The organism is Snodgrassella sp. ESL0324, assembly GCF_013344955.1.
GTDB classification, from domain to species: Bacteria; Pseudomonadota; Gammaproteobacteria; order Burkholderiales; family Neisseriaceae; genus Snodgrassella; species Snodgrassella alvi.
Genome location: NZ_JAAEDS010000012.1, coordinates 597,416 through 615,769 on the forward strand (window position 1 = coordinate 597,416; position 18,354 = coordinate 615,769).

General features: G+C 42.3%; 18 protein-coding genes. 6 read left to right on the forward strand and 12 right to left on the reverse strand.

Features of this window, described 5'->3' with window-relative positions:
• Nucleotides 1-101: 101 nt before the first annotated feature.
• Nucleotides 102-500, reverse strand: a complete 399-nt coding sequence (locus GYY70_RS04840; protein WP_202984440.1) for an HPP family protein — start codon at nucleotides 498-500, stop codon at nucleotides 102-104.
• Nucleotides 501-762: 262 nt separating this feature from the next.
• Here GYY70_RS04840 and GYY70_RS04845 point away from each other — a divergent pair, with 262 nt between their 5' ends.
• Nucleotides 763-1,311, forward strand: coding sequence for a TetR/AcrR family transcriptional regulator (locus GYY70_RS04845; protein ID WP_084548281.1), 549 nt, complete (start codon nucleotides 763-765; stop codon nucleotides 1,309-1,311).
• On the opposite strand, the gene GYY70_RS04850 is transcribed toward GYY70_RS04845, so the two are convergent.
• From GYY70_RS04850 to fdnG, 7 genes are all read right to left on the reverse strand, one after another.
• Nucleotides 1,312-1,875, reverse strand: coding sequence for a hypothetical protein (locus GYY70_RS04850; protein ID WP_084548280.1), 564 nt, complete (start codon nucleotides 1,873-1,875; stop codon nucleotides 1,312-1,314).
• An 88-nt stretch (nucleotides 1,876-1,963) separates the two neighbouring features.
• On the reverse strand, nucleotides 1,964-2,893 hold the full coding sequence (locus GYY70_RS04855; protein WP_174831450.1) for a formate dehydrogenase accessory protein FdhE: 930 nt from the start codon (nucleotides 2,891-2,893) through the stop codon (nucleotides 1,964-1,966).
• A 245-nt stretch (nucleotides 2,894-3,138) separates the two neighbouring features.
• On the reverse strand, nucleotides 3,139-4,464 hold the full coding sequence (locus GYY70_RS04860) for a cation:dicarboxylate symporter family transporter (RefSeq protein ID WP_037476005.1): 1,326 nt from the start codon (nucleotides 4,462-4,464) through the stop codon (nucleotides 3,139-3,141).
• Between the two features lie 99 nt (nucleotides 4,465-4,563).
• A complete protein-coding gene (gene fdhD / locus GYY70_RS04865; protein WP_084548278.1) occupies nucleotides 4,564-5,364 on the reverse strand; it encodes a formate dehydrogenase accessory sulfurtransferase FdhD in 801 nt (266 codons plus the stop codon).
• 141 nt (nucleotides 5,365-5,505) lie between these two features.
• Nucleotides 5,506-6,165, reverse strand: coding sequence for a formate dehydrogenase subunit gamma (locus tag GYY70_RS04870; protein WP_174831451.1), 660 nt, complete (start codon nucleotides 6,163-6,165; stop codon nucleotides 5,506-5,508).
• Nucleotides 6,165-7,079, reverse strand: coding sequence for a formate dehydrogenase subunit beta (gene fdxH / locus GYY70_RS04875; RefSeq protein WP_037476001.1), 915 nt, complete (start codon nucleotides 7,077-7,079; stop codon nucleotides 6,165-6,167). Before fdxH ends, GYY70_RS04870 begins: the two co-directional genes overlap by 1 nt.
• Nucleotides 7,080-7,091: 12 nt before the next feature.
• Nucleotides 7,092-10,199: a formate dehydrogenase-N subunit alpha gene (fdnG, locus tag GYY70_RS04880; protein ID WP_174831452.1), complete on the reverse strand. Its 3,108-nt coding sequence runs from the start codon at nucleotides 10,197-10,199 to the stop codon at nucleotides 7,092-7,094.
• A gap of 464 nt (nucleotides 10,200-10,663) precedes the next feature.
• Between fdnG and modA the strand changes: the two genes are divergently transcribed.
• The 4 genes from modA (at nucleotide 10,664) to GYY70_RS04900 (ending at nucleotide 13,726) form a co-directional block, all read left to right on the forward strand.
• A complete protein-coding gene (gene modA, locus GYY70_RS04885) occupies nucleotides 10,664-11,431 on the forward strand; it encodes a molybdate ABC transporter substrate-binding protein (RefSeq protein WP_174831453.1) in 768 nt (255 codons plus the stop codon).
• 65 nt (nucleotides 11,432-11,496) lie between these two features.
• Nucleotides 11,497-12,177, forward strand: a complete 681-nt coding sequence (gene modB / locus GYY70_RS04890; RefSeq protein ID WP_174831454.1) for a molybdate ABC transporter permease subunit — start codon at nucleotides 11,497-11,499, stop codon at nucleotides 12,175-12,177.
• Between the two features lie 72 nt (nucleotides 12,178-12,249).
• Nucleotides 12,250-12,945, forward strand: coding sequence for an ATP-binding cassette domain-containing protein (locus GYY70_RS04895; RefSeq protein WP_202984441.1), 696 nt, complete (start codon nucleotides 12,250-12,252; stop codon nucleotides 12,943-12,945).
• Complete coding sequence (locus tag GYY70_RS04900) at nucleotides 12,932-13,726, forward strand: TOBE domain-containing protein (protein WP_174831456.1); 795 nt, start codon at nucleotides 12,932-12,934, stop codon at nucleotides 13,724-13,726. Before GYY70_RS04895 ends, GYY70_RS04900 begins: the two co-directional genes overlap by 14 nt.
• Nucleotides 13,727-14,092: 366 nt before the next feature.
• Here GYY70_RS04900 and GYY70_RS04905 read toward each other — a convergent pair whose 3' ends face one another.
• From GYY70_RS04905 to GYY70_RS04920, 4 genes are all read right to left on the reverse strand, one after another.
• The gene (locus tag GYY70_RS04905) at nucleotides 14,093-14,647 is read right to left on the reverse strand and encodes a TPM domain-containing protein (protein WP_238791825.1); all 555 of its coding nucleotides are present in this window, start codon (nucleotides 14,645-14,647) and stop codon (nucleotides 14,093-14,095) included.
• Between the two features lie 435 nt (nucleotides 14,648-15,082).
• A complete protein-coding gene (locus tag GYY70_RS04910; RefSeq protein ID WP_174831457.1) occupies nucleotides 15,083-16,012 on the reverse strand; it encodes a DnaJ domain-containing protein in 930 nt (309 codons plus the stop codon).
• Nucleotides 16,013-16,136: 124 nt separating this feature from the next.
• Nucleotides 16,137-17,000, reverse strand: coding sequence for a YgcG family protein (locus tag GYY70_RS04915; RefSeq protein WP_238791828.1), 864 nt, complete (start codon nucleotides 16,998-17,000; stop codon nucleotides 16,137-16,139).
• A 396-nt stretch (nucleotides 17,001-17,396) separates the two neighbouring features.
• Nucleotides 17,397-17,987 carry a LemA family protein gene (locus GYY70_RS04920; protein WP_025330230.1) on the reverse strand — a complete coding sequence of 197 codons (591 nt, stop codon included), beginning with the start codon at nucleotides 17,985-17,987 and terminating at the stop codon, nucleotides 17,397-17,399.
• A 143-nt stretch (nucleotides 17,988-18,130) separates the two neighbouring features.
• Here GYY70_RS04920 and GYY70_RS04925 point away from each other — a divergent pair, with 143 nt between their 5' ends.
• Complete coding sequence (locus GYY70_RS04925; RefSeq protein ID WP_025330229.1) at nucleotides 18,131-18,352, forward strand: YdcH family protein; 222 nt, start codon at nucleotides 18,131-18,133, stop codon at nucleotides 18,350-18,352.
• Nucleotides 18,353-18,354 lie beyond the last annotated feature (2 nt).

An 18,354-nucleotide genomic window follows, 5' to 3' on the forward strand; every position in this document is an offset into this window, starting at 1 on the left:
TAATATACACTGGATTACCTTATCTTCTGACGAATTTTCTGCGCCAAAAAAGTATCACACAGTTTTTTCAATTTACTGATAACAACATGATAGGTTTATTATTATTTTTCCTTTTCTTTAAAGAGTGCCAGCCAATAGACAGGCCAATGCGTTTGATTAAAAAGATTATTAACTAAATAAGCAATTGCTACCAATATTACTGACCCGGACAGCACTGGAAACAATAGAAAAGTAAAATCATAATCTATTTTATCTGCTGTTAATAAAATGACTAATGGATTAGCACCGGCTGGTGGATGCACTGCCCGAAAATATTGCATAGCGATAATTGCTATGCCTACAGCCAAAGCAATAGTAATGACATCATGACCGAATAGTTTTAAAAACAGTAACCCGCAAAAAGCTGAAATTAAATGTCCCAGAATAACATTTCTTGGCTGCGCAAGTGGTGATTGAGATACAGCAAACAAGAGTACACAACTTGCTCCAAATGGTGCCATTATTAAAGTATAGCCGGTTACCCGACTAAACCAAATCAGAAAAAATATAGCTACGAAACCACCGGTCAGACTTTGCAATAATTCAATATTTGTGGGCTTTGGTGGCAGTTTCTCCTTGCCGAAAAAAAATGGTTTCATTATTCTTTATATCCTATAAGATTAGCTTGAGTGTTAGCAATTAGTGCCAGCACAAAAGTGAACAAATCTGTTCATTTTTATAATAGTACAGATCTGTCCACTTATCAAACACTTTGGATAATAAATGAAAAAAACATACAGATTAATTGCTGATACAGCAGAACAACTCTTTTATCAAAAAGGTTTTGGCAATGTAGGAGTCGATGAAATAAGAGACCAGTCAGGTTGTTCTAAAACAACGCTATATAAACATTTTGGCAATAAAGACAATTTAATCTTTGAAGTTTTAAAACTAAGAGACTTGCGATTTAAACAAGAACTTACCGAAGCAATAGCTGATCTTGACCAGCAACAGTCCATTATTCAAATATTTAAATGGCATTTAGACTGGTACAATCAAGACGATTTTAATGGCTGCTTATTTGTCAGAGCAAGAGAAGAAATCCATAACGACAATGCAATAAAAGAGCTGGTTATGGAGCATAAAGAATTTATTCGAAATTTAATCCGCGATAAACTCCGGCAAAACCCACAAAATGAGGCAATAACCAATCAATTAATGGTGATATTAGAAGGCCTCAGTAATATCAGTCTTATTTATAAAGATAATAAATTACTTTACGATGAAATAATAAAAAATAGTTTTAATTGGGTATCAGAAATACTTCTTTAATTATTTATCAAGCCTGTTTTTTAAAAAAATTTTATTCCAATAGCTGATTAGAGTAAGAATAATTCCTCCAATAATAATAAAAAAGCCTTCAAAAAAGCCATAAGGGCTGGGAATCTCATGAAGAACTTTTGCATATGTCGCGGGTAAATTTATATTTGGATTAGCTGGGTCAAAAATGATTTCTTCTGAAAAAAATTCAGCTGAATTCAGGCCACCTGCAGGAAAATAGCGCAATCCCGCTTTGTTAAAACCAAAACCTTCACTAAAAACACGCAAATCATCATTAATATAGGTTTTATCTGCTATCTGGAAATAATAGTGAAAATGATAAATTGGTGTACTGATGGATTTAGCAGATATATTTTCCGGATGGTTATATATCATTTTTCCCTGTGTAGTGCATTGGTTTGGTGCACAATTCAATGATAAAAGATATTTGGCTTTATTTTGCAAAGGAAGATAATAGTGCTGGTGATTGCTTTTACTTTCAGCTAAACAGATTATCCCCAATACGATAATTAAAGGACCAATTACTCTGGAAAAAAACTTCTCCACTTTTTTCATCTTTATTGTCCATCTGTTAGATCAGATTTTCTTATTTAAGCTGTTTGACTCCCTATTATTTATTCAAGCCAAACAGCTTTAGCTTAATTTAATGTCTGGGTATTTTTCCCATCAGTAAAAACGGATTAGCTCCGCCACGCTGCCATCCCTCTTCATTCAACAGTATATCCAGAGCTAAAGAGGCCAAATCATCAGCAATCGGATCAGCATATTGTTGCTTGGCCAGGCGATAACGTTTACGGTAAGCATGACAGCTGGGGCAACATTCCGCCTCTGCACCAGCCAATACACCTTCTTTTACCTGTTCAATCCGGTGTACGCCCAGATCACGGCTATTATCACAAAAACTACAGCGTGCCCGTACACTGTGCCATCGACTATTGCATACACCACAACACAAATAGCGCAGCCCTTCAAGTTCACCCAGACCGACTATTACTGAACCCACAGCATCAGTACCACAGCAGGGGCAAAAACCCGGTTCAGACAAAGGTTTTACCGTTGTAGCCGCCAGATTTAACGCTGCATGAGTATAAACAATCTGCACCACTGCATTTACCCAGACCTGATAATCCTGCTGAGCTATTCCGAGCTGCTGATTAAATGCATGCTGGCATAACTGGTTGCGGCTTTCACTGTCGAGCTGCAATAACTCTTTCCATACTTGCTGAGCAGTTGGTGACAAATCTGCTTGCAATAAAGCATGTAAATCGGTAAACAGACGCTCTATCAGGCCTCTATTGGCACTTAGTAATGCCAGAGTAAGCGGAACTTCATCTTTATCAGTATCAGGAATTACCCAGGCTTCCTGTGCATATTGCTCAAGTAAATTTTGCTGAGCATTATTGATAACAGCCAGTAGCTGTAAGTATGGTTGCCAGTCACTATTGTCTTTTACAGCCAATTCATTCAGCCGCAATGCGCGCCGGCTGAAAATATTAACAGGAGGCTGCTGCCAGAACGGGATGTGAAAAAATTCCTGTGCTTGTATGGTTTCTGGTGTTGCTTGTGTTTTCATGTATCAACGCGGTTATATAACGATATTACTTGTTCAGGTAATAGTACCGTTATCATTATCAACAAATTAAATAACCAAGTTTAACCAAAAATAGGTATTCTGTCTGGATTTACTGTCTACGATTTTCTATATTTCATCGATAGAGAAAGATAATGTCTCTTATCAATTTGTTTTTCAAAATGTGATAAATCGGATAACAAAAAAGGTTCAGAAACTTCTGAACCTTATTTATTACTGAAAACTAATTATTTAATACCAAGTGATTTCTCATATTCCCGCGCTTTTTCATCATCAAAATCATGTTCCCAGCGCGAAATAACCAATGAAGCCAGAGCATTACCGATTACATTAACTACAGTACGTCCCATATCCAGAATACGGTCGATACCCAGAATAAAGCCCAGACCTTCTAACGGTATGGATGTTGTAGCCAGCGTAGCAGACAGTACCAGAAACGATACACCCGGTACACCGGCAATACCTTTAGAAGCCACCATCAGCGTAATCACAATCATTACCTGATCACTAACCGATAGAGAAATACCGTATAACTGCGCCAGAAAGATTACTGCAATACTCTGATACAACGTAGAACCATCCAGATTAAATGAATATCCGGTAGGAATCACAAAGCTGGTAATAGATTTCGGCGCGCCGTATGCTTCCATTTTCTCAATCATTTTTGGCAGCGCAGTTTCTGAGCTGGAGGTTGAGAAAGCCACAATCAGCTCATCTTTCAGGATTTTGATAATAGTGAAAATGTTAAAGCGGCAGAAATAGGCCACGCCACCCAGAATCACCAGAGTAAATACTATCATCGCCAGATAAACTATTAAAATCAGTTTCATCAGCGGAATCAGTGAACCGAAACCGAATTTACTGATGGTAACAGTCATCAGACCAAATACCCCGATAGGTGCGTAACGCATAATCATATTGGTGATTTTGAACATTACGTCCGAAATCACTTTCAGAAAATCTGAAAAGAACAGGCGCTGATTATCAGGCAGCTTAGTTAAGCCCAGACCAAAAAACACACAGAAAAAGATTACCGGCAGAATTTCACCGCTGCTAAGCGAATCAAATATATTATGCGGAATCATGTCCAGAATCATTACAACCAGACCATGAGGCTTTTCGGCCAGTGCTTCACTTTTTTGTACGTACTGACTGACATTGCTGTGTTGCAAATTAGAAATATCAATGCCGCTACCCGGGTGAAACAGATTACCGAAAAGTAAACCCACACCAATGGCGATAGTAGTGATAATTTCAAAATACAGAATGGTTTTACCGCCCAGTCGACCCAGACTTTTTGAGTTACCCAGTCCGGCAATACCCAATGTCAGCGTACTGAGAATGATGGGCAGCACAATCATTTTAATCAGGCGGATAAAAATATCCCCCATCGGTTGTAATACATTGATTACCCACGACTGATAGGTTTTGTAGTAGGGATGAGAAGGATCTGAAAAAGTATGCAGATATAATCCCAGTGCTACCCCCATAATCAGTGCGATTAAAATTTGCCAGGCCAAATTACGGCTATATCGTTTAATAATCGATAACATAGTCGTCCTTACTGTAAGTGGTAATATAGTTCTTATTCAATCTAAAAAGCGAAACAAAAACAATAGAGTATATTCTATTATTTTTTGTTTAAACATGCGTTAAGGATGAAAAAATTGAGGATGGGTATAAATTACTTGGCGATTATGACGCGCAAAACCCACCAGCGTGATATTGGCCTTGTGAGCCAAATCAATGGCATAGGTGGTGGGCGCAGATACGGCCACGATACACCCGATACCGGTTATTGCTGATTTCATTACCATTTCAAAACTAGCGCGACTGGACAATACCACAAAACCATGCTTCCAATCCACTTTTGCATGCAATCCCCAGCCAATAAGCTTGTCTAAAGCATTGTGCCGGCCGATATCTTCACGGACGGTTACAATCTTTCCAGTCATATCAGCCCACGCCACACCGTGAACTGAACCAGTTTGCGCCCGCAGCTGCTGATGATGGTTAAAATCGGTCAAAGCACGCCCGATTATGCTAAATTCTACATGCCAATCGCGTAAAACTGGCTCTAATTCTGGCTGAACTGCTGCCAGACTGTCAATACCACACAGCCCGCAACCGGTTCGTCCGCTCATCTGGCGACGGCGACTTTTCAAACGTGCAAATGCTGCGCTGGCCAGCTCAATCTCAGCCACAATTCCATGCAGATGTTCAGTAATTTCAATCGCATAAATTTGCTCTGCATTTTCAATGATGCCTTCACTCAGACTGAAACCCAATGCCAGTTCGGCAATATTAGCGGGCGTAGCCATTAATACGACATGGGAGATACCGTTATAAACAAGTGCTACCGGGATTTCGGCACTGATATTATCACTGGTACTACTGCATTCTCCAGCCTGTGCCACCCAGACAGTGCGATTTTGGGCGGGGGTATAATTCATGAGGTTTCTATATTTATGAGCCGGTAACAGCCGGAAAAGACTTGTATCGACATATTAACCAGGTCATGCAAAAAGATAAAATATTACTGTCTGTAAGACAATACGCCATACAGACAGTACTACTGATGATGATTATCTAAATTATTCAGTTGTCTGTGAAGTCGAATTTTGCTGCGCTTTGGCTTCTTTTTTTGCCATCATTTCGCGGTACCAGCGCGGATGGTGCTTTTTCGCCCATTCCTGACTAACCACCCCTTCCACCATTGCCGGAATTGTGCCTTTAATCCACAATGCAGCATACACATGAATAATAATACCGACAATCAGCAGGATTGCAGAGGCAGAATGCACCAGCAAAGCAATGCGCACCACCCAGATTGGAAAATATCCGGAAAAAAACTGCCGCCAGGCAATCAGCCCGCTGATAAGCAGCAGAGCCATACTGATGGTCATCAGCCAGAACATACATTTTTGTCCGGCATTATATTTGCCAGTATCGCCAATTTCTCTTCCCAGCAGAATATGCTTAATTCCCATTAACCATTTAATATCATCCCGCTCAAAAAAATTATATTTTACATAGCGGAAAAACTGGATAAAAAAGCCAAGAAACATCACCACTCCGATGAACGGATGCAGGATGCGTGCCAGTTGCGGAGAACCGAAAACTTCAGTGAGCCAGAAAAAAGACGGATAGAAAAAACCCAGACCGGAAACAGCCAGCAGCACAAAGCAGCCGGCTACTACCCAGTGATTAAACCGCTCGGATTTTTTATATCGCTGAATTAATAATCTTTTCATTATGCGTCCCCTTTATCTTTGAGGATTTCGCCTTCGCGATTCAGAACCTGTTCTTCATCATCATCAGGGCGATTCGGACCAATGGTAATGTAGTGCAGCCAGCCGGCAAAAGCAGCGGTAGCAATACCAAATGCTGCTATCGGTTTGAGCATACTCTTCCACAATTTAACGGTTGTACTGATACGCGGATTGTCCGGCAGACCATGGTACAGGCTGGGTTTATCCGCATGATGCAGTACATACATAACATGGGTACCACCCACACCCTGCGGGTCGTAGAGCCCTGCCTGCTCGAAACCGCGCTGTTTTAAGTCTTTTATACGCTCCCCGGCCAAAGACTTCATGTCTTCTTTGCTGCCGAAATGAATAGCACCGGTAGGGCAAGTTTTCACACAGGCCGGTTCCTGCCCGACGGCAACACGGTCGGAACACAGGGTACATTTGTAAGCGCGGTTATCTTTTTTTGAAATACGCGGAATATTAAACGGGCAGCCGGAAATACAGTAACCGCAACCAATACAGTTTTCCTGATGGAAATCGACGATACCATTTTCATACTGAATGATTGCACCCGGTGACGGGCAGGCTTTCAGACAGCCCGGGTCAGAACAGTGCATACAGCCGTCCTTACGAATCAGCCACTCCAGCTTGCCGTATTGCTCGGTTTCAGAAAACCGCATTACCGTCCAGCTATCGGCACTCAGGTCAATCGGGTTATCGTATACACCATGATTGGTGCCAACTTCATCGCGAATGTCGTTCCATTCTGAACATGCAGCCTGACAGGCTTTGCAGCCTATACAGGTCGAAACATCAATCAGTTTGGCAATTTCAATTGGTTTTCTTGCCTGTGGTAGCGGCGTGAGCTGATTAGTAGCTGAACGACGTTTTATATCCAAAGATTGTAAAGCCATGACTTATTCCCCTCACGCTTTTTCGATATTGCATAAAAAGGTTTTGTATTCTGGTGTCTGTGTATTGCAGTCACCAACAAATGGTGTGAGTGTGTTAATGAGAAACTGTTTTTTCTCACCAACATTCACCCAGCCACCATGCAGGGGAATACCTATCTGATGGACGGTCTGCCCGTTAATTTCCAACGGACGCAGGCGTTTGGTTACCACGGCTTTAGCCTCTACCCAGCCGCGCTTAGTACTGATTTTAACTGTATCGCCTTTAGCAATATTTTTTTGTGCTGCCAGCTCTTCGCTGATTTCAACAAACTGTTCAGGCTGAGCAATCATCAGCAATTTCACGGATTTCGTCCAGAACTGAAAATGCTCTGTCAGACGATATGTAGTGCCGACACAAGGAAATTCATCTTTATTGCCGATACGACCTTTAACGCTGTCAAACAAGCGCACTGCGGGCGTATTCAGCACTTTAGGATAAAGCAGGTTTTTGCCAACCGGTGATTCAGTAGGCTCATAGAATGTCGGAAACGGACCATCTACCAGTTTTTTGGTACAGAACAGACGACCAACACCCTCTTCATTCATAATAAACGGATTCATATTGGTGTCAGGTGCCTGATCTGCCTTGTAGTCAGCCACATCCGCACCAATCCATTTGCTGCCGTCCCAGTGAATTAATATTCTGTCAGGATCCCAGGCTTTGCCGGACGGATCGCAGGAAGCGCGGTTATACAGAATACGGCGGTTTGCCGGCCAGGCCCACGCCCAGCCCGGGGTATTACCCAGTCCGGCATTGCTGTTATCACGCCGTGCCATCTGGTTACCGTTTTTAGTCCAGGAACCGGCAAAAATCCAGCAGGCGCAGGCTGTTGTGCCGTCATCGCGTAACTGAGCAAAGCTATCCAGCTGCCCGCCTTTAGGCACGATAATATTACCCTTTTCGTCTTTAATATCCGTGAGTGCCCAGCCATTGGATTCCTGTGCCATTTCTTCCGGCGTCGGAGAATGCGGCACTTTATACGGCCAGCTCAGATTCAGAATCGGCTCAGGTACTTTACCGCCCTCTTTCTCATACAGAGCTTTAATACGTAAATGCAAATCAGCCAGAATCTCAAGATCGGCTCTGGCTTCTTCCGGAGCTTCGGCTCCGGCATAATGCCATTGCAGCCAGCGTGAAGAATTGACAATCGAACCATTTTCTTCTGCAAAACAAGGGACAGGCAGACGGAACACTGTCGTCATGATAGAGCGGGAATCTACGTCATGCGCATCACCATGATTTTCCCAGAAGGTAGCCGTTTCGGTATTAAGCGGATCCATTACTACCATCCACTTGAGGCGGGAAAATGCTTCGATGATACGGTTGGAATCCGGAAAGGAACCCATGGCATTGAAACCCTGTACCAGCAAACCGTGCATCTGACCCTGATACATCATTTCGGTCATTTGCAGCACATCATACATTTTGTCCCACTTCGGCAGCCAGTCATAGCCCCAGTCATTTTCTTTGGTAGCCTTATCGCCAAAGAACCATTTGAGCAGGCTTACCATAAATTTGGGCGTATTGCTCCAGTAATTAAGCTGTCCCGGACGCATGGCTGCTGGTGTCTGAACTTTCAGATAATCAGCAAAAGTCGGATTTTTCTTTTCGTTAGGCAGGCTCAGATAGCCCGGAAGGCTGGTAGACAGCAAACCAAGATCAGACAAGCCCTGAATATTGGAATGGCCGCGTAAAGCATTCACACCCCCACCGGGCATACCGATATTACCCAGAATCAGCTGAATCATGGCCATGGTACGGATATTCTGCGAACCATAAGTATGCTGAGTCCAGCCCAGTGCATACAGAATTGTACCGGCTTTGTTTTTTGCCGAGGTTGCCCCCAGAGCTTCACACACCAGCAGAAAATCTTTAATCGGGGTACCGGTAATTTTGTGCATCATTTCCGGGGTGTACTGGGCATAATGCTTTTTCATTATCTGCCAGACGCAACGCGGGTTTTCTAAAGTCGGGTCTACTTTGGCATAGCCGTTTTCATCCAGCTCGTATGTCCAGCTGGCATTATTATAAACAGCCCCGCCTTTGGCTCCTTTCGGAGCTGCTTCCGGTGCCGCGCTGCCGTCTTCAGTCGTGTAATCGGCATGTCCGGAAAACAGACCTTCATGAAAACCATAGCCATCAGCTAGAATAAAGGCAGCATTGGTATAGTTTTTAACATAATCCCATTGCACTTTATCATTTTTAATCAGCCAGTTGATTACCGCTCCGAGGAAAGCTATGTCGGTACCGGAACGAATCGGCAAATAATGATCGGCTACAGAGGCAGTACGGTTAAAACGCGGGTCGCAAACAATCAGTTTGGTGCCTTTTTGTTTTTTGGCTTCGATAACCCATTTAAAACCTACCGGATGTGCTTCAGCGGCATTACCACCCATAACCAGAATAAAATCGGCGTTCTGGATATCAGTCCAGGTATTGGTCATGGCTCCACGACCAAACGTAGCAGCCAGTGCTGATACTGTCGGACCATGACAAACCCGTGCCTGTGAATCAGCACCAACCAGCCCGAGCGAACGCATGAATTTCTGAGTCAGAATACCGGTTTCATTGGAGCTGGCAGAAGCGCACAGCATACCCACACTTTCCAGCCGGTTAACCGTAACACCATCAGCATTTTTTTCAATAATATTGGCATCACGTTCTTCTTTAATCAGGCGTGCAATACGATCCAGTGCATCATCCCAGCTGATGTCTTTCCACTCTGTGCTTCCGGCTTCACGAACCTGCGGATGCAGTACACGGTTCGGGCTGTTAACAAAGTCAATCAGCGAGGCGCCTTTGGGGCATAAGCTGCCGCGACTGACCGGATGATCGGGATCACCTTCTATGTGAAAAATTTTCTTTTTGGCGTTTTTGGCACCGTCACCCAGACTATACAACAACGTACCACAACCAACTGAGCAATATGTGCAGTTATTACGTGTTTCTGTAGCCCTCAACAGTTTGTACTGGCGGACTTCAGCAAAGGCTGTGGCAGGAGCCATGCCCATCACTGCCAGTCCTGTCGCGCCGGCACCCGCTGCGGTAACCTTGAAAAACTGGCGTCTTGTCAGGTTCATGTGTGTATGTTCCTAATAAAATTTTTATTATTTATTTGCAGGAAATCTATTCCCGCACTGCTTACTAATTATGCCAGAAAATTAATTTATACTAACATTTAATCCTATTATAATACCTTATTTAAACTATTATAAAATTTTATTAGTATTTTCCACTTTAAATAAATAATTACAATTTTCATTTAAACTCAGGATTTAATTAGTATAAAGGTTAAAATACAAGTTATTACATTGGCAATAAACAGAAATAATTTATTCAATAAATTATTTCTATTAGTCATGAATATTTTGCATACAAACTGATTTATAAATTATTTATTTGATATGACATATATGCTGTATCGCACATCTCTATGACTGTCTATCGCTATATACCTATGTATATTTCGTAATAATTTTCCTTTATAATCGGCATTGCCCGACCCGGCGCCGGATAATAATTTATTTCAAATAAGGATAAAAATATGCGCTTTAACCAAGTTCGTCTGACCACCATCATTACTGCAATCAGCCTGAGTGTAATGAGCACTGCTTCACTTGCCGCCAATATCACAGTTTCAGCAGCTGCCAGTCTGACCAATGCATTTAATGACATTGCCAAAGCATATCAGCAGCAATATCCTCAGGATAAAGTACTGCTTAATTTCGGAGCTTCAGGCTCGCTGCTTCAGCAGATGCAAAATGGTGCACCTGTAGATGTATTTGCTTCTGCTGATCAGCAAACTATGGATCAGGCTCAGACCAAGAATCTTGTACGGGCACAGGACAGAATTAATTTCGTAAATAACAGTCTGGTACTGATTACTCCGAAAAAAAGCAATCTGAATGTACGCGGACTGAAAGATTTGCAGCAACCAGGTATTAAACATATTGCACTGGGCAACCCCGCTTTTACACCGGCCGGACGTTATGCTCAGGCAGCAATGGAGCAGGCAAAAGTATGGAGTACGGTAAAGCCTAAAATTGTGAATGTGAATAATGTCCGTCAGGCTCTGGATTACGTAGCTAATCAGTCAGCAGAAGCCGGTTTCGTATTTGGCACAGATGCGGCCATTATGCCGGATAAAGTTAGTGTAGCTGCAACCATCCCGACCAGTAAGCCAATCAGCTATCCGATTGCTAAGACAGTAGCCAGTAAAGAACCAGTGGCTGCCAGCCGCTTTATTAATTTTATCCAGTCGCCAAAAGGTCAGAAAATTCTTAAGCGTTATGGTTTTCAAAGCGCACGCTGAGTATGTTTCCACCGGCAGTTATCCTCCCGCGAATCTGTCTGAATTTTTATTTCAAGGAGTAGATAATGGCTGCGGCCTGGATTGCTCTTGCCCTGTCACTTAAAATCGCCCTGTGGGCAACTGCTATCAATCTGGCTCTGGGGGTCGGTATAGGTTATATACTTGCTCGTAAAACTGTTTGGGGCAAGGAGCTGATTGATACCATTCTCACTTTGCCAATGGTAATGCCGCCAACGGTACTGGGATACTACTTACTGGTTCTGATTGGAAAAAATGGCTTTATTGGTCAGTGGCTGGAACGTTATCTGGGTATTAATCTGATTTTCACCTGGCAGGGTGCTGTTGTAGCGGCAACAATCGTATCGTTTCCCCTGGTATTTAAACCGGCACGTGCTGCTTTTGAAAGTCTGGATTCCCAACTGGAGCAAGCAGCGCGTGTTCTGGGTATCAGTAATGCCGGGGTGTTTCTGCGCATTACTCTGCCGCTGGCCTGGAGAGGTATTCTGGCCGGCGTATTACTGGCATTTGCTCGCAGTATGGGTGAATTCGGTGCTACGCTGATGGTGGCAGGCAGCATTCCGGGGCAGACACAAACACTGTCGATTGCCGTATATGAAGCAGTACAGGCCGGAGATGACTATCTGGCCAATACTCTGGTCTTGATTATATCTGTGGTCTGTATTCTGATATTACTGCTTACCGGCAAACTCTTATCCGGCAAAGTACCTATGACCAATCTTAAATAATCCGCTACCTGAATCAAACAATATGGTTTTCCGATATTGCTTTGCCAGTTTTTAATCCGGCCAATGGTTTTTATGTTAGATTTTAATTTTCAGAAAACCCTTCAACGTAATGACGGAAGTCATTTTACTCTGGATATCCGCCTGTGCTGTCAGTCACAGCGTACAGTGATTATGGGAGCCTCTGGCAGCGGTAAAAGTCTGATGCTAAAGGCTGTTGCCGGTCTGCTGACTCCTGAACAGGGTCATATTAATGTGAATGGTGTTACTCTGTTTCAGGCACAGCAGCATATTAATCTTAGCCCGCAACAACGTAAACTGGCATTTGTATTTCAGGATTATGCCCTCTTTCCCCATTTAAATGTCCGGCAGAATATTGCCTGCGGTATTCGTCATGGCTTATTCAATCCGAAAAAACGCAGCCGGTATACAGAAGTTGAACACTGGCTGACTGCTATGCAGCTCAATTCGGTAGCAGAACAATATCCGGCTCATCTGTCCGGCGGGCAGCGCCAGCGTGTGGCTCTGGCTCGTGCATTGATTGCTCAGCCGCGGGCTATTCTGCTGGATGAACCATTTTCTGCACTGGATACTCAGCTACGGGCTCAAATGCGTTCTGAGTTATCTGCCTGGCAGCAGAAATTAAATTTACCCATGCTACTGATTACTCACGATCCGGAAGATGCAGCTGCTTTTGACGCACAAATCTGGCATATGGATAATGGATGTCTGTACTCAGCTCCCCGTAACAATCGCAATGAATCAATTTAATCTTAACAGTGAACTAATTCCCACTATTAACGGCCAGCGAATTGGCAACAGCAAACGGATTACTTTACTGGAAAATATCCGGCGTTTCAATTCCATTACTCAGGCAGCTAAAGCGGTACCTATGAGTTATAAAGCAGCATGGGATGCCATAGATGCAATGAATAATCTGGCGCCTGAACCTTTAGTCTTACGGCAAACCGGTGGTCAGGGCGGCGGAAACAGCGTATTAACAGCTTTTGGTGAAGCTTTTTTAAATTATTATCACACTATGCAGCAACGTCATCAGCAACTTATCAGGCAACTGGAAGCTGACGCTGACAATAGTCATCATGGTTTATGGCAAAAAATGAATCTGGATTTAAGTGCTGATAACCAGCTCGCCGGAAGAGTCAGCCAAATCATTGAAGGGGCTGTAAATAATGAGGTTCATCTGCAACTGAGCAACGGACAGGAACTGGTTGCCATACTTACCAGACACAGTTGTGAACAGATGGAACTGGCTGTAGGCGTTGATGCACTGGCACTCATTCAGGCATCAGCCATTATGCTTGCACGTCCCGATCCGAATTTACAAATATCCGCTCGTAACCAGCTAACCGGTCAAATACGCCACATAGATACTGGTGCTGTAAACAGTGTGATTACTGTGGATTTAGGCGCAGCTGTCAGCCTGACCGCCAGTATTACCTGTCATAGTGCACAAACTATGCAATTGAAAAATGAAGATAAAATCATGCTGTTAATCAAGGCGCCGAACATTATTATCGGACGCTTGCGCTGAACGTGCACTCATCAGACAAACTGAAGCCAGAATAACCCTGTCATGCAATATCAGATTATTCCGGCTTATGCTTACGTGCGATAGTCAAACTACCTGCGGCCATGCACATTCCCTCTTTGTCAATCTGTCCTTTTAAGCCGCAGATATATTATAGACCTTATATATTTGTATTTTAATATTATTAAATAAATTTAATTCAAAAAAACCATTTATGGCGTTTTATCCCGAAATATTAATAATTAATTCCACATCTTTTGTAATTATGGGCTAATTTACTGAAAATGCTGCACACTGATAACTTAATTGAATATTAAGCTGTTACAGTACTTTGAAAATTAACCCATATAAATACTTAGTTTTTCAAAACTAGCGCAGAATAACTTCATCAGCCAGTTCATTAGTACCGGCATGCGTACGCGGAAAATACTGTACAAGTAATTCCGTCAGCTCATCCAGTCCGGCAGTTAAACCATCCATGTATCGTTGATGCTGAAATGCCTGAGTAATGCGATTACATATCTGCTGCCAATGCACCATACTCACACAGGTATTAATACCCCGGTCTGCAATAATTTCTACTGCGCGATCAGCAAAAAGTACATAAACCAAAATACCACTTTTTTCAGCAGTATCCCATATACCCAGATTTCCGAACCAATACTGTGCACGCTGGCGTGCCGTAGTGTGATGACACAAATTCGCTGTATCAAGGCTGGATTCAATCACAAACCGTAGCTGTCCGGTATGACGTTGCTCGGATAATGTAATTTGTTCAGTTAGCTGTTGCAATGCAAGCGCAGGAAAATATTTACTTACCCGCTGACGCGGATTTACCCAGTGGCGCCAGATACGTGGTAATAATTGCATACTGAGTTTATTTAAGCTCGTACATTCTGCTTTTTCCTGTATATCTGATTTCATCGTTAGCACCACAGATTTATTAAAAAGTATATATTGAGTTACTTAATTAATTTCATAATAATCAGCATTCCACTTACACTACCATAAATTTTCTTAATAAGAAAATGCTGCTGTTACCAGGCTGATAACAAAAACAATATATATCATATAAAAACAGAAAACCGGAAAGTCAGATGTAACGGATATTATTGCTGGCGACACCAGTTAGCATATATTTTGATGATAACGATACTAATTGATCTAGCAGGGAAAATTAGCCTGTACAGTAAAAATCAAGATATTACCAGAGAGCAAAAATGATTTCTAACATAAAAACCAACCTATTATCAGAGCCAGCTCTGACAAATTCTCAGATTGGGAAATTAGAGATTATTCAAATTTTTGACGGTTATATATTTTGAAATAAATATAGATTCTATAGGCCTTATCTATTATCTAAACAAATCCACGTAACTGTTTCACATAAGCATAGGCTGCCTGTATACGCTGAGCATGTTCAGTTGCCTGCTGCATCTTAGTTTCCGACAAATTTTGTTTAATGAGTTTATCCGGATGATATTTATTCATCAGGCGGCGATATGCCTGTTTAATTTCCTGCGGGCTCGATTTTGCTGAGATACCCAGTACCAGATAAGGATCAGTACCAAACGGTTCTTCAGGCTGTTGTTGCTGATTATGGTGTTGTTGCTGGTATTGCTGCTGATATTGCTTCTGCTGTTGCTGATATTGTTGTCGGCGTTGCTCTGAACGCGCACGCTGACGCTGCTGTTTCCATTGTTCGTTGGTCTGCCAGTAATGCCGGTATTCATTTTCCTGATGAATAGTCTGGCTGGCAAAAATAAGCATTTGTGCATAAGGAATATGAAATTCATCCGCTATGATATTCAGAATGCGCCGTTCATTATTATGCAGCCGTCCGTCAATCAGCGCTAATTCAAGCATATTTTTACAAAACAGCATTAAACCGCGCTTGTCATCACTATAAGCCCGGTATAGTTGTTTAAGTCTGGTTCTGAGCGGATAATTTTTTGTCTGCCCCATATTAAAAGCATAACGCGACAAAACTTCAGTTTCTGCATCCAACTGCATTTTTTTAATCATGTCATAGACACGCGACCGATCTTCATCAGAAACATGTCCTTTGGCTGCACATATCTGACCGGCCACTTCAAACATAACAACTATATAAAGATTATTGTCGGCAGCGATAGATGCTTCAGTACCATCATCTACAATCTGCACAGCCCGAAGATAAAACATAATCAGTATGATTAGTACAATATCAATCAGCACTCCGAACACGCTATAACGTATGACTAAAAAGTACATCAGCAGAAAAAAGATACCATAACCGACTTTAGACATGTATGCCCACCAGAAACGAAATGCTAAATAATCATAATCATATAAATAAATAACTATACATTATTTTACTTAAAATTTACAAATTATCAGTATTTAACGGGGAACTCAGTTATGACTGCCAGTATTACCAGCTGCCGGAAGCTCCGCCACCACCATAGCCGCCACCTCCTCCGCTAAACCCTCCGCCTCCTGAACCACCGCCAAAACCGCCCCTACCACCGCCAGAGCCGCCAATAAAAATATTACCGGCAAAAATGAGCGCTATTATGAATGCCAGAATTGCACCAATAATCGCTGCAAACAGGCTCCAGCCCGAATACCAGCCAAAACTTAATACCAGAAATCCAACTATTGCACTGCCCAGCGTATTACCAAATATATTTTTCAAAAATGAACCGGCTATAAATATCAGTAACAGAATTCCAAAAATTGTTGAGCCTGAATCATCAGATTCCTGATGTGCAGATTGCTGTACCGGTAATTTTTCACCGTTAATCAGCTTCTCCAGCTGATTTACAGCCTCACGTACACCGCCGTCTGCATTATTTGCCTGTAACTGCGGACGAAGCACATCATCCAGAATTCTTTTAGCATAAACATCAGGAATAGCACCTTCTAATCCACGACCGGGTGCCAGAAACGTTTTATGTTCATCGCGCACCAGCAACAACAGTACACCGTCATCAATTCCTTTACGCCCCGGTTTCCAGCTATCCATAACACGCGTAGCGTAGTCAAAAGGTGTTTCCGGTGAGATAGCCGGAACTGTCAATACTATAATCTGGCTGCCATGCTGCCGGCTGAACTCCAGTAAATGCTGGTTTAATTCTGCACGGGTAGCCGGCTGTAACATATTGGCTGTATCCATTACCGGATCAGTCAACGCTGGTACAGGAACCAAACCATCGGCAGCGAGCAAATGCATTGCAAAAAAACAGCCCAGAAAAAGACCGAGAAGCCTGTGGACTGATAAGCGTATTGTGTTCATCTTTGCAACCTTAATGCCATAAAAGCAAATTTGCTTGTATTTTAGTTCATACTAACTTTTTGTTTATCAGTATAATAAGACCACTATTATCTGACTCCATACTTTCAGACAAACAGATTCTGTTATTACATCAGAATACAAGTATTCAGTCCGATACAGCAAATTTCCTCAGTTATCATTGCAGGTTTTTATCGGACTGCTGTTATATTTAACAGTTACCCTTGTCTGTTCGGAAAATAGTCGCAACCATATAAACTTTTATTTTCCATTTTGTCAGATTCTGCAAATAAACAATTTGCACAATAGTAGCAGCTACTTACTATACTGATATGCAAACAGCCAGTTCTGACAAACTGGCTGTTTAATTAATCACATAAAATAACAACAGAAAACAAATTAAAATTCTACCTGCGGCGCCTGTTTTACTGCCGCTTCATTTTCCGGTACAAAATTCGGGCGAACATGCATTCCGAAAATTTTAGCTGTGATATTGTTCGGGAAAGAACGCAAAGTAGTGTTGTAAACCTGTACTGTCTGAATATAGCGGTTTCGTGCCAGAGCAATACGGTTTTCTGTGCCTTCAAGCTGCGCTTGTAAATCCCGGAAACTCTGATCAGCTTTCAGATCAGGATAATTTTCTGTTACTACCAGCAAACGGCTCAGAGCACTGCTCAGATTTCCCTGTGCCTGTGAAAACTGCTCCATTTTTGCCGGATTATCAGCATCACTGCTGGTCATATTCAGACTGCCTACACGTGAACGGGCATTAGTAACGTCGGTTAAAACTTGTTGTTCATGTTTGGCATAGCCTTTAACTGTATTTACAAGATTGGGTACCAGATCAGCACGACGCTGATACTGATTCAGCACTTCCGACCAGGCAGCATTTGCAGCCTCATCCTGTGACTGCATTGTATTATAGCCACACCCGCTAAGGCTTAAAGCCAGAATAAATGCGCCTATCCAACCCATTAACCGTTTATACATTATAAACTCCCGTATGTATTATTGTGCCAGTTTAACATGCTCTAGTTACTTTTTACGTCATAACTAGCGCAATCTTATATACCTTAAGCTATAATTAATGCAAAATAATAAAAATCATTTTAACCAACTGTAAAGGATGTTATATGTTTCCTGAATATCGCGATCTGATTACCAAATTAAAGGCGGAAAATACCCATTTTGCCAATATATTCGAAGAACACAACCGACTGGACGATAAAATTACAGGTCTGACTAATAACCCGGTAACCAGTGGTCTGGATAATCTGGACGAACTGAAACGGGAAAAATTGCGCCTGAAAGATGAAATTTACGCCATGCTGCGTGAAGCTGACGGTAAAGCCTGATA

Coding starts and splice junctions, on each gene's coding strand:
- GYY70_RS04915 (WP_238791828.1), bottom strand. CDS start 17,000: ATGAACACAATACGCTTATCAGTCCACAGGCTTCTCGGTCTTTTTCTG.
- GYY70_RS04840 (WP_202984440.1), bottom strand. CDS start 500: ATGGCACCATTTGGAGCAAGTTGTGTACTCTTGTTTGCTGTATCTCAA.
- GYY70_RS04905 (WP_238791825.1), bottom strand. CDS start 14,647: ATGAAATCAGATATACAGGAAAAAGCAGAATGTACGAGCTTAAATAAA.
- GYY70_RS04910 (WP_174831457.1), bottom strand. CDS start 16,012: ATGTCTAAAGTCGGTTATGGTATCTTTTTTCTGCTGATGTACTTTTTA.
- fdnG (WP_174831452.1), bottom strand. CDS start 10,199: ATGAACCTGACAAGACGCCAGTTTTTCAAGGTTACCGCAGCGGGTGCC.
- GYY70_RS04870 (WP_174831451.1), bottom strand. CDS start 6,165: ATGAAAAGATTATTAATTCAGCGATATAAAAAATCCGAGCGGTTTAAT.
- GYY70_RS04855 (WP_174831450.1), bottom strand. CDS start 2,893: ATGAAAACACAAGCAACACCAGAAACCATACAAGCACAGGAATTTTTT.
- fdxH (WP_037476001.1), bottom strand. CDS start 7,079: ATGGCTTTACAATCTTTGGATATAAAACGTCGTTCAGCTACTAATCAG.
- GYY70_RS04850 (WP_084548280.1), bottom strand. CDS start 1,875: ATGAAAAAAGTGGAGAAGTTTTTTTCCAGAGTAATTGGTCCTTTAATT.
- GYY70_RS04925 (WP_025330229.1), top strand. CDS start 18,131: ATGTTTCCTGAATATCGCGATCTGATTACCAAATTAAAGGCGGAAAAT.
- GYY70_RS04845 (WP_084548281.1), top strand. CDS start 763: ATGAAAAAAACATACAGATTAATTGCTGATACAGCAGAACAACTCTTT.
- GYY70_RS04900 (WP_174831456.1), top strand. CDS start 12,932: ATGAATCAATTTAATCTTAACAGTGAACTAATTCCCACTATTAACGGC.
- modB (WP_174831454.1), top strand. CDS start 11,497: ATGGCTGCGGCCTGGATTGCTCTTGCCCTGTCACTTAAAATCGCCCTG.
- GYY70_RS04895 (WP_202984441.1), top strand. CDS start 12,250: ATGTTAGATTTTAATTTTCAGAAAACCCTTCAACGTAATGACGGAAGT.
- modA (WP_174831453.1), top strand. CDS start 10,664: ATGCGCTTTAACCAAGTTCGTCTGACCACCATCATTACTGCAATCAGC.
- GYY70_RS04860 (WP_037476005.1), bottom strand. CDS start 4,464: ATGTTATCGATTATTAAACGATATAGCCGTAATTTGGCCTGGCAAATT.
- GYY70_RS04920 (WP_025330230.1), bottom strand. CDS start 17,987: ATGTATAAACGGTTAATGGGTTGGATAGGCGCATTTATTCTGGCTTTA.
- fdhD (WP_084548278.1), bottom strand. CDS start 5,364: ATGAATTATACCCCCGCCCAAAATCGCACTGTCTGGGTGGCACAGGCT.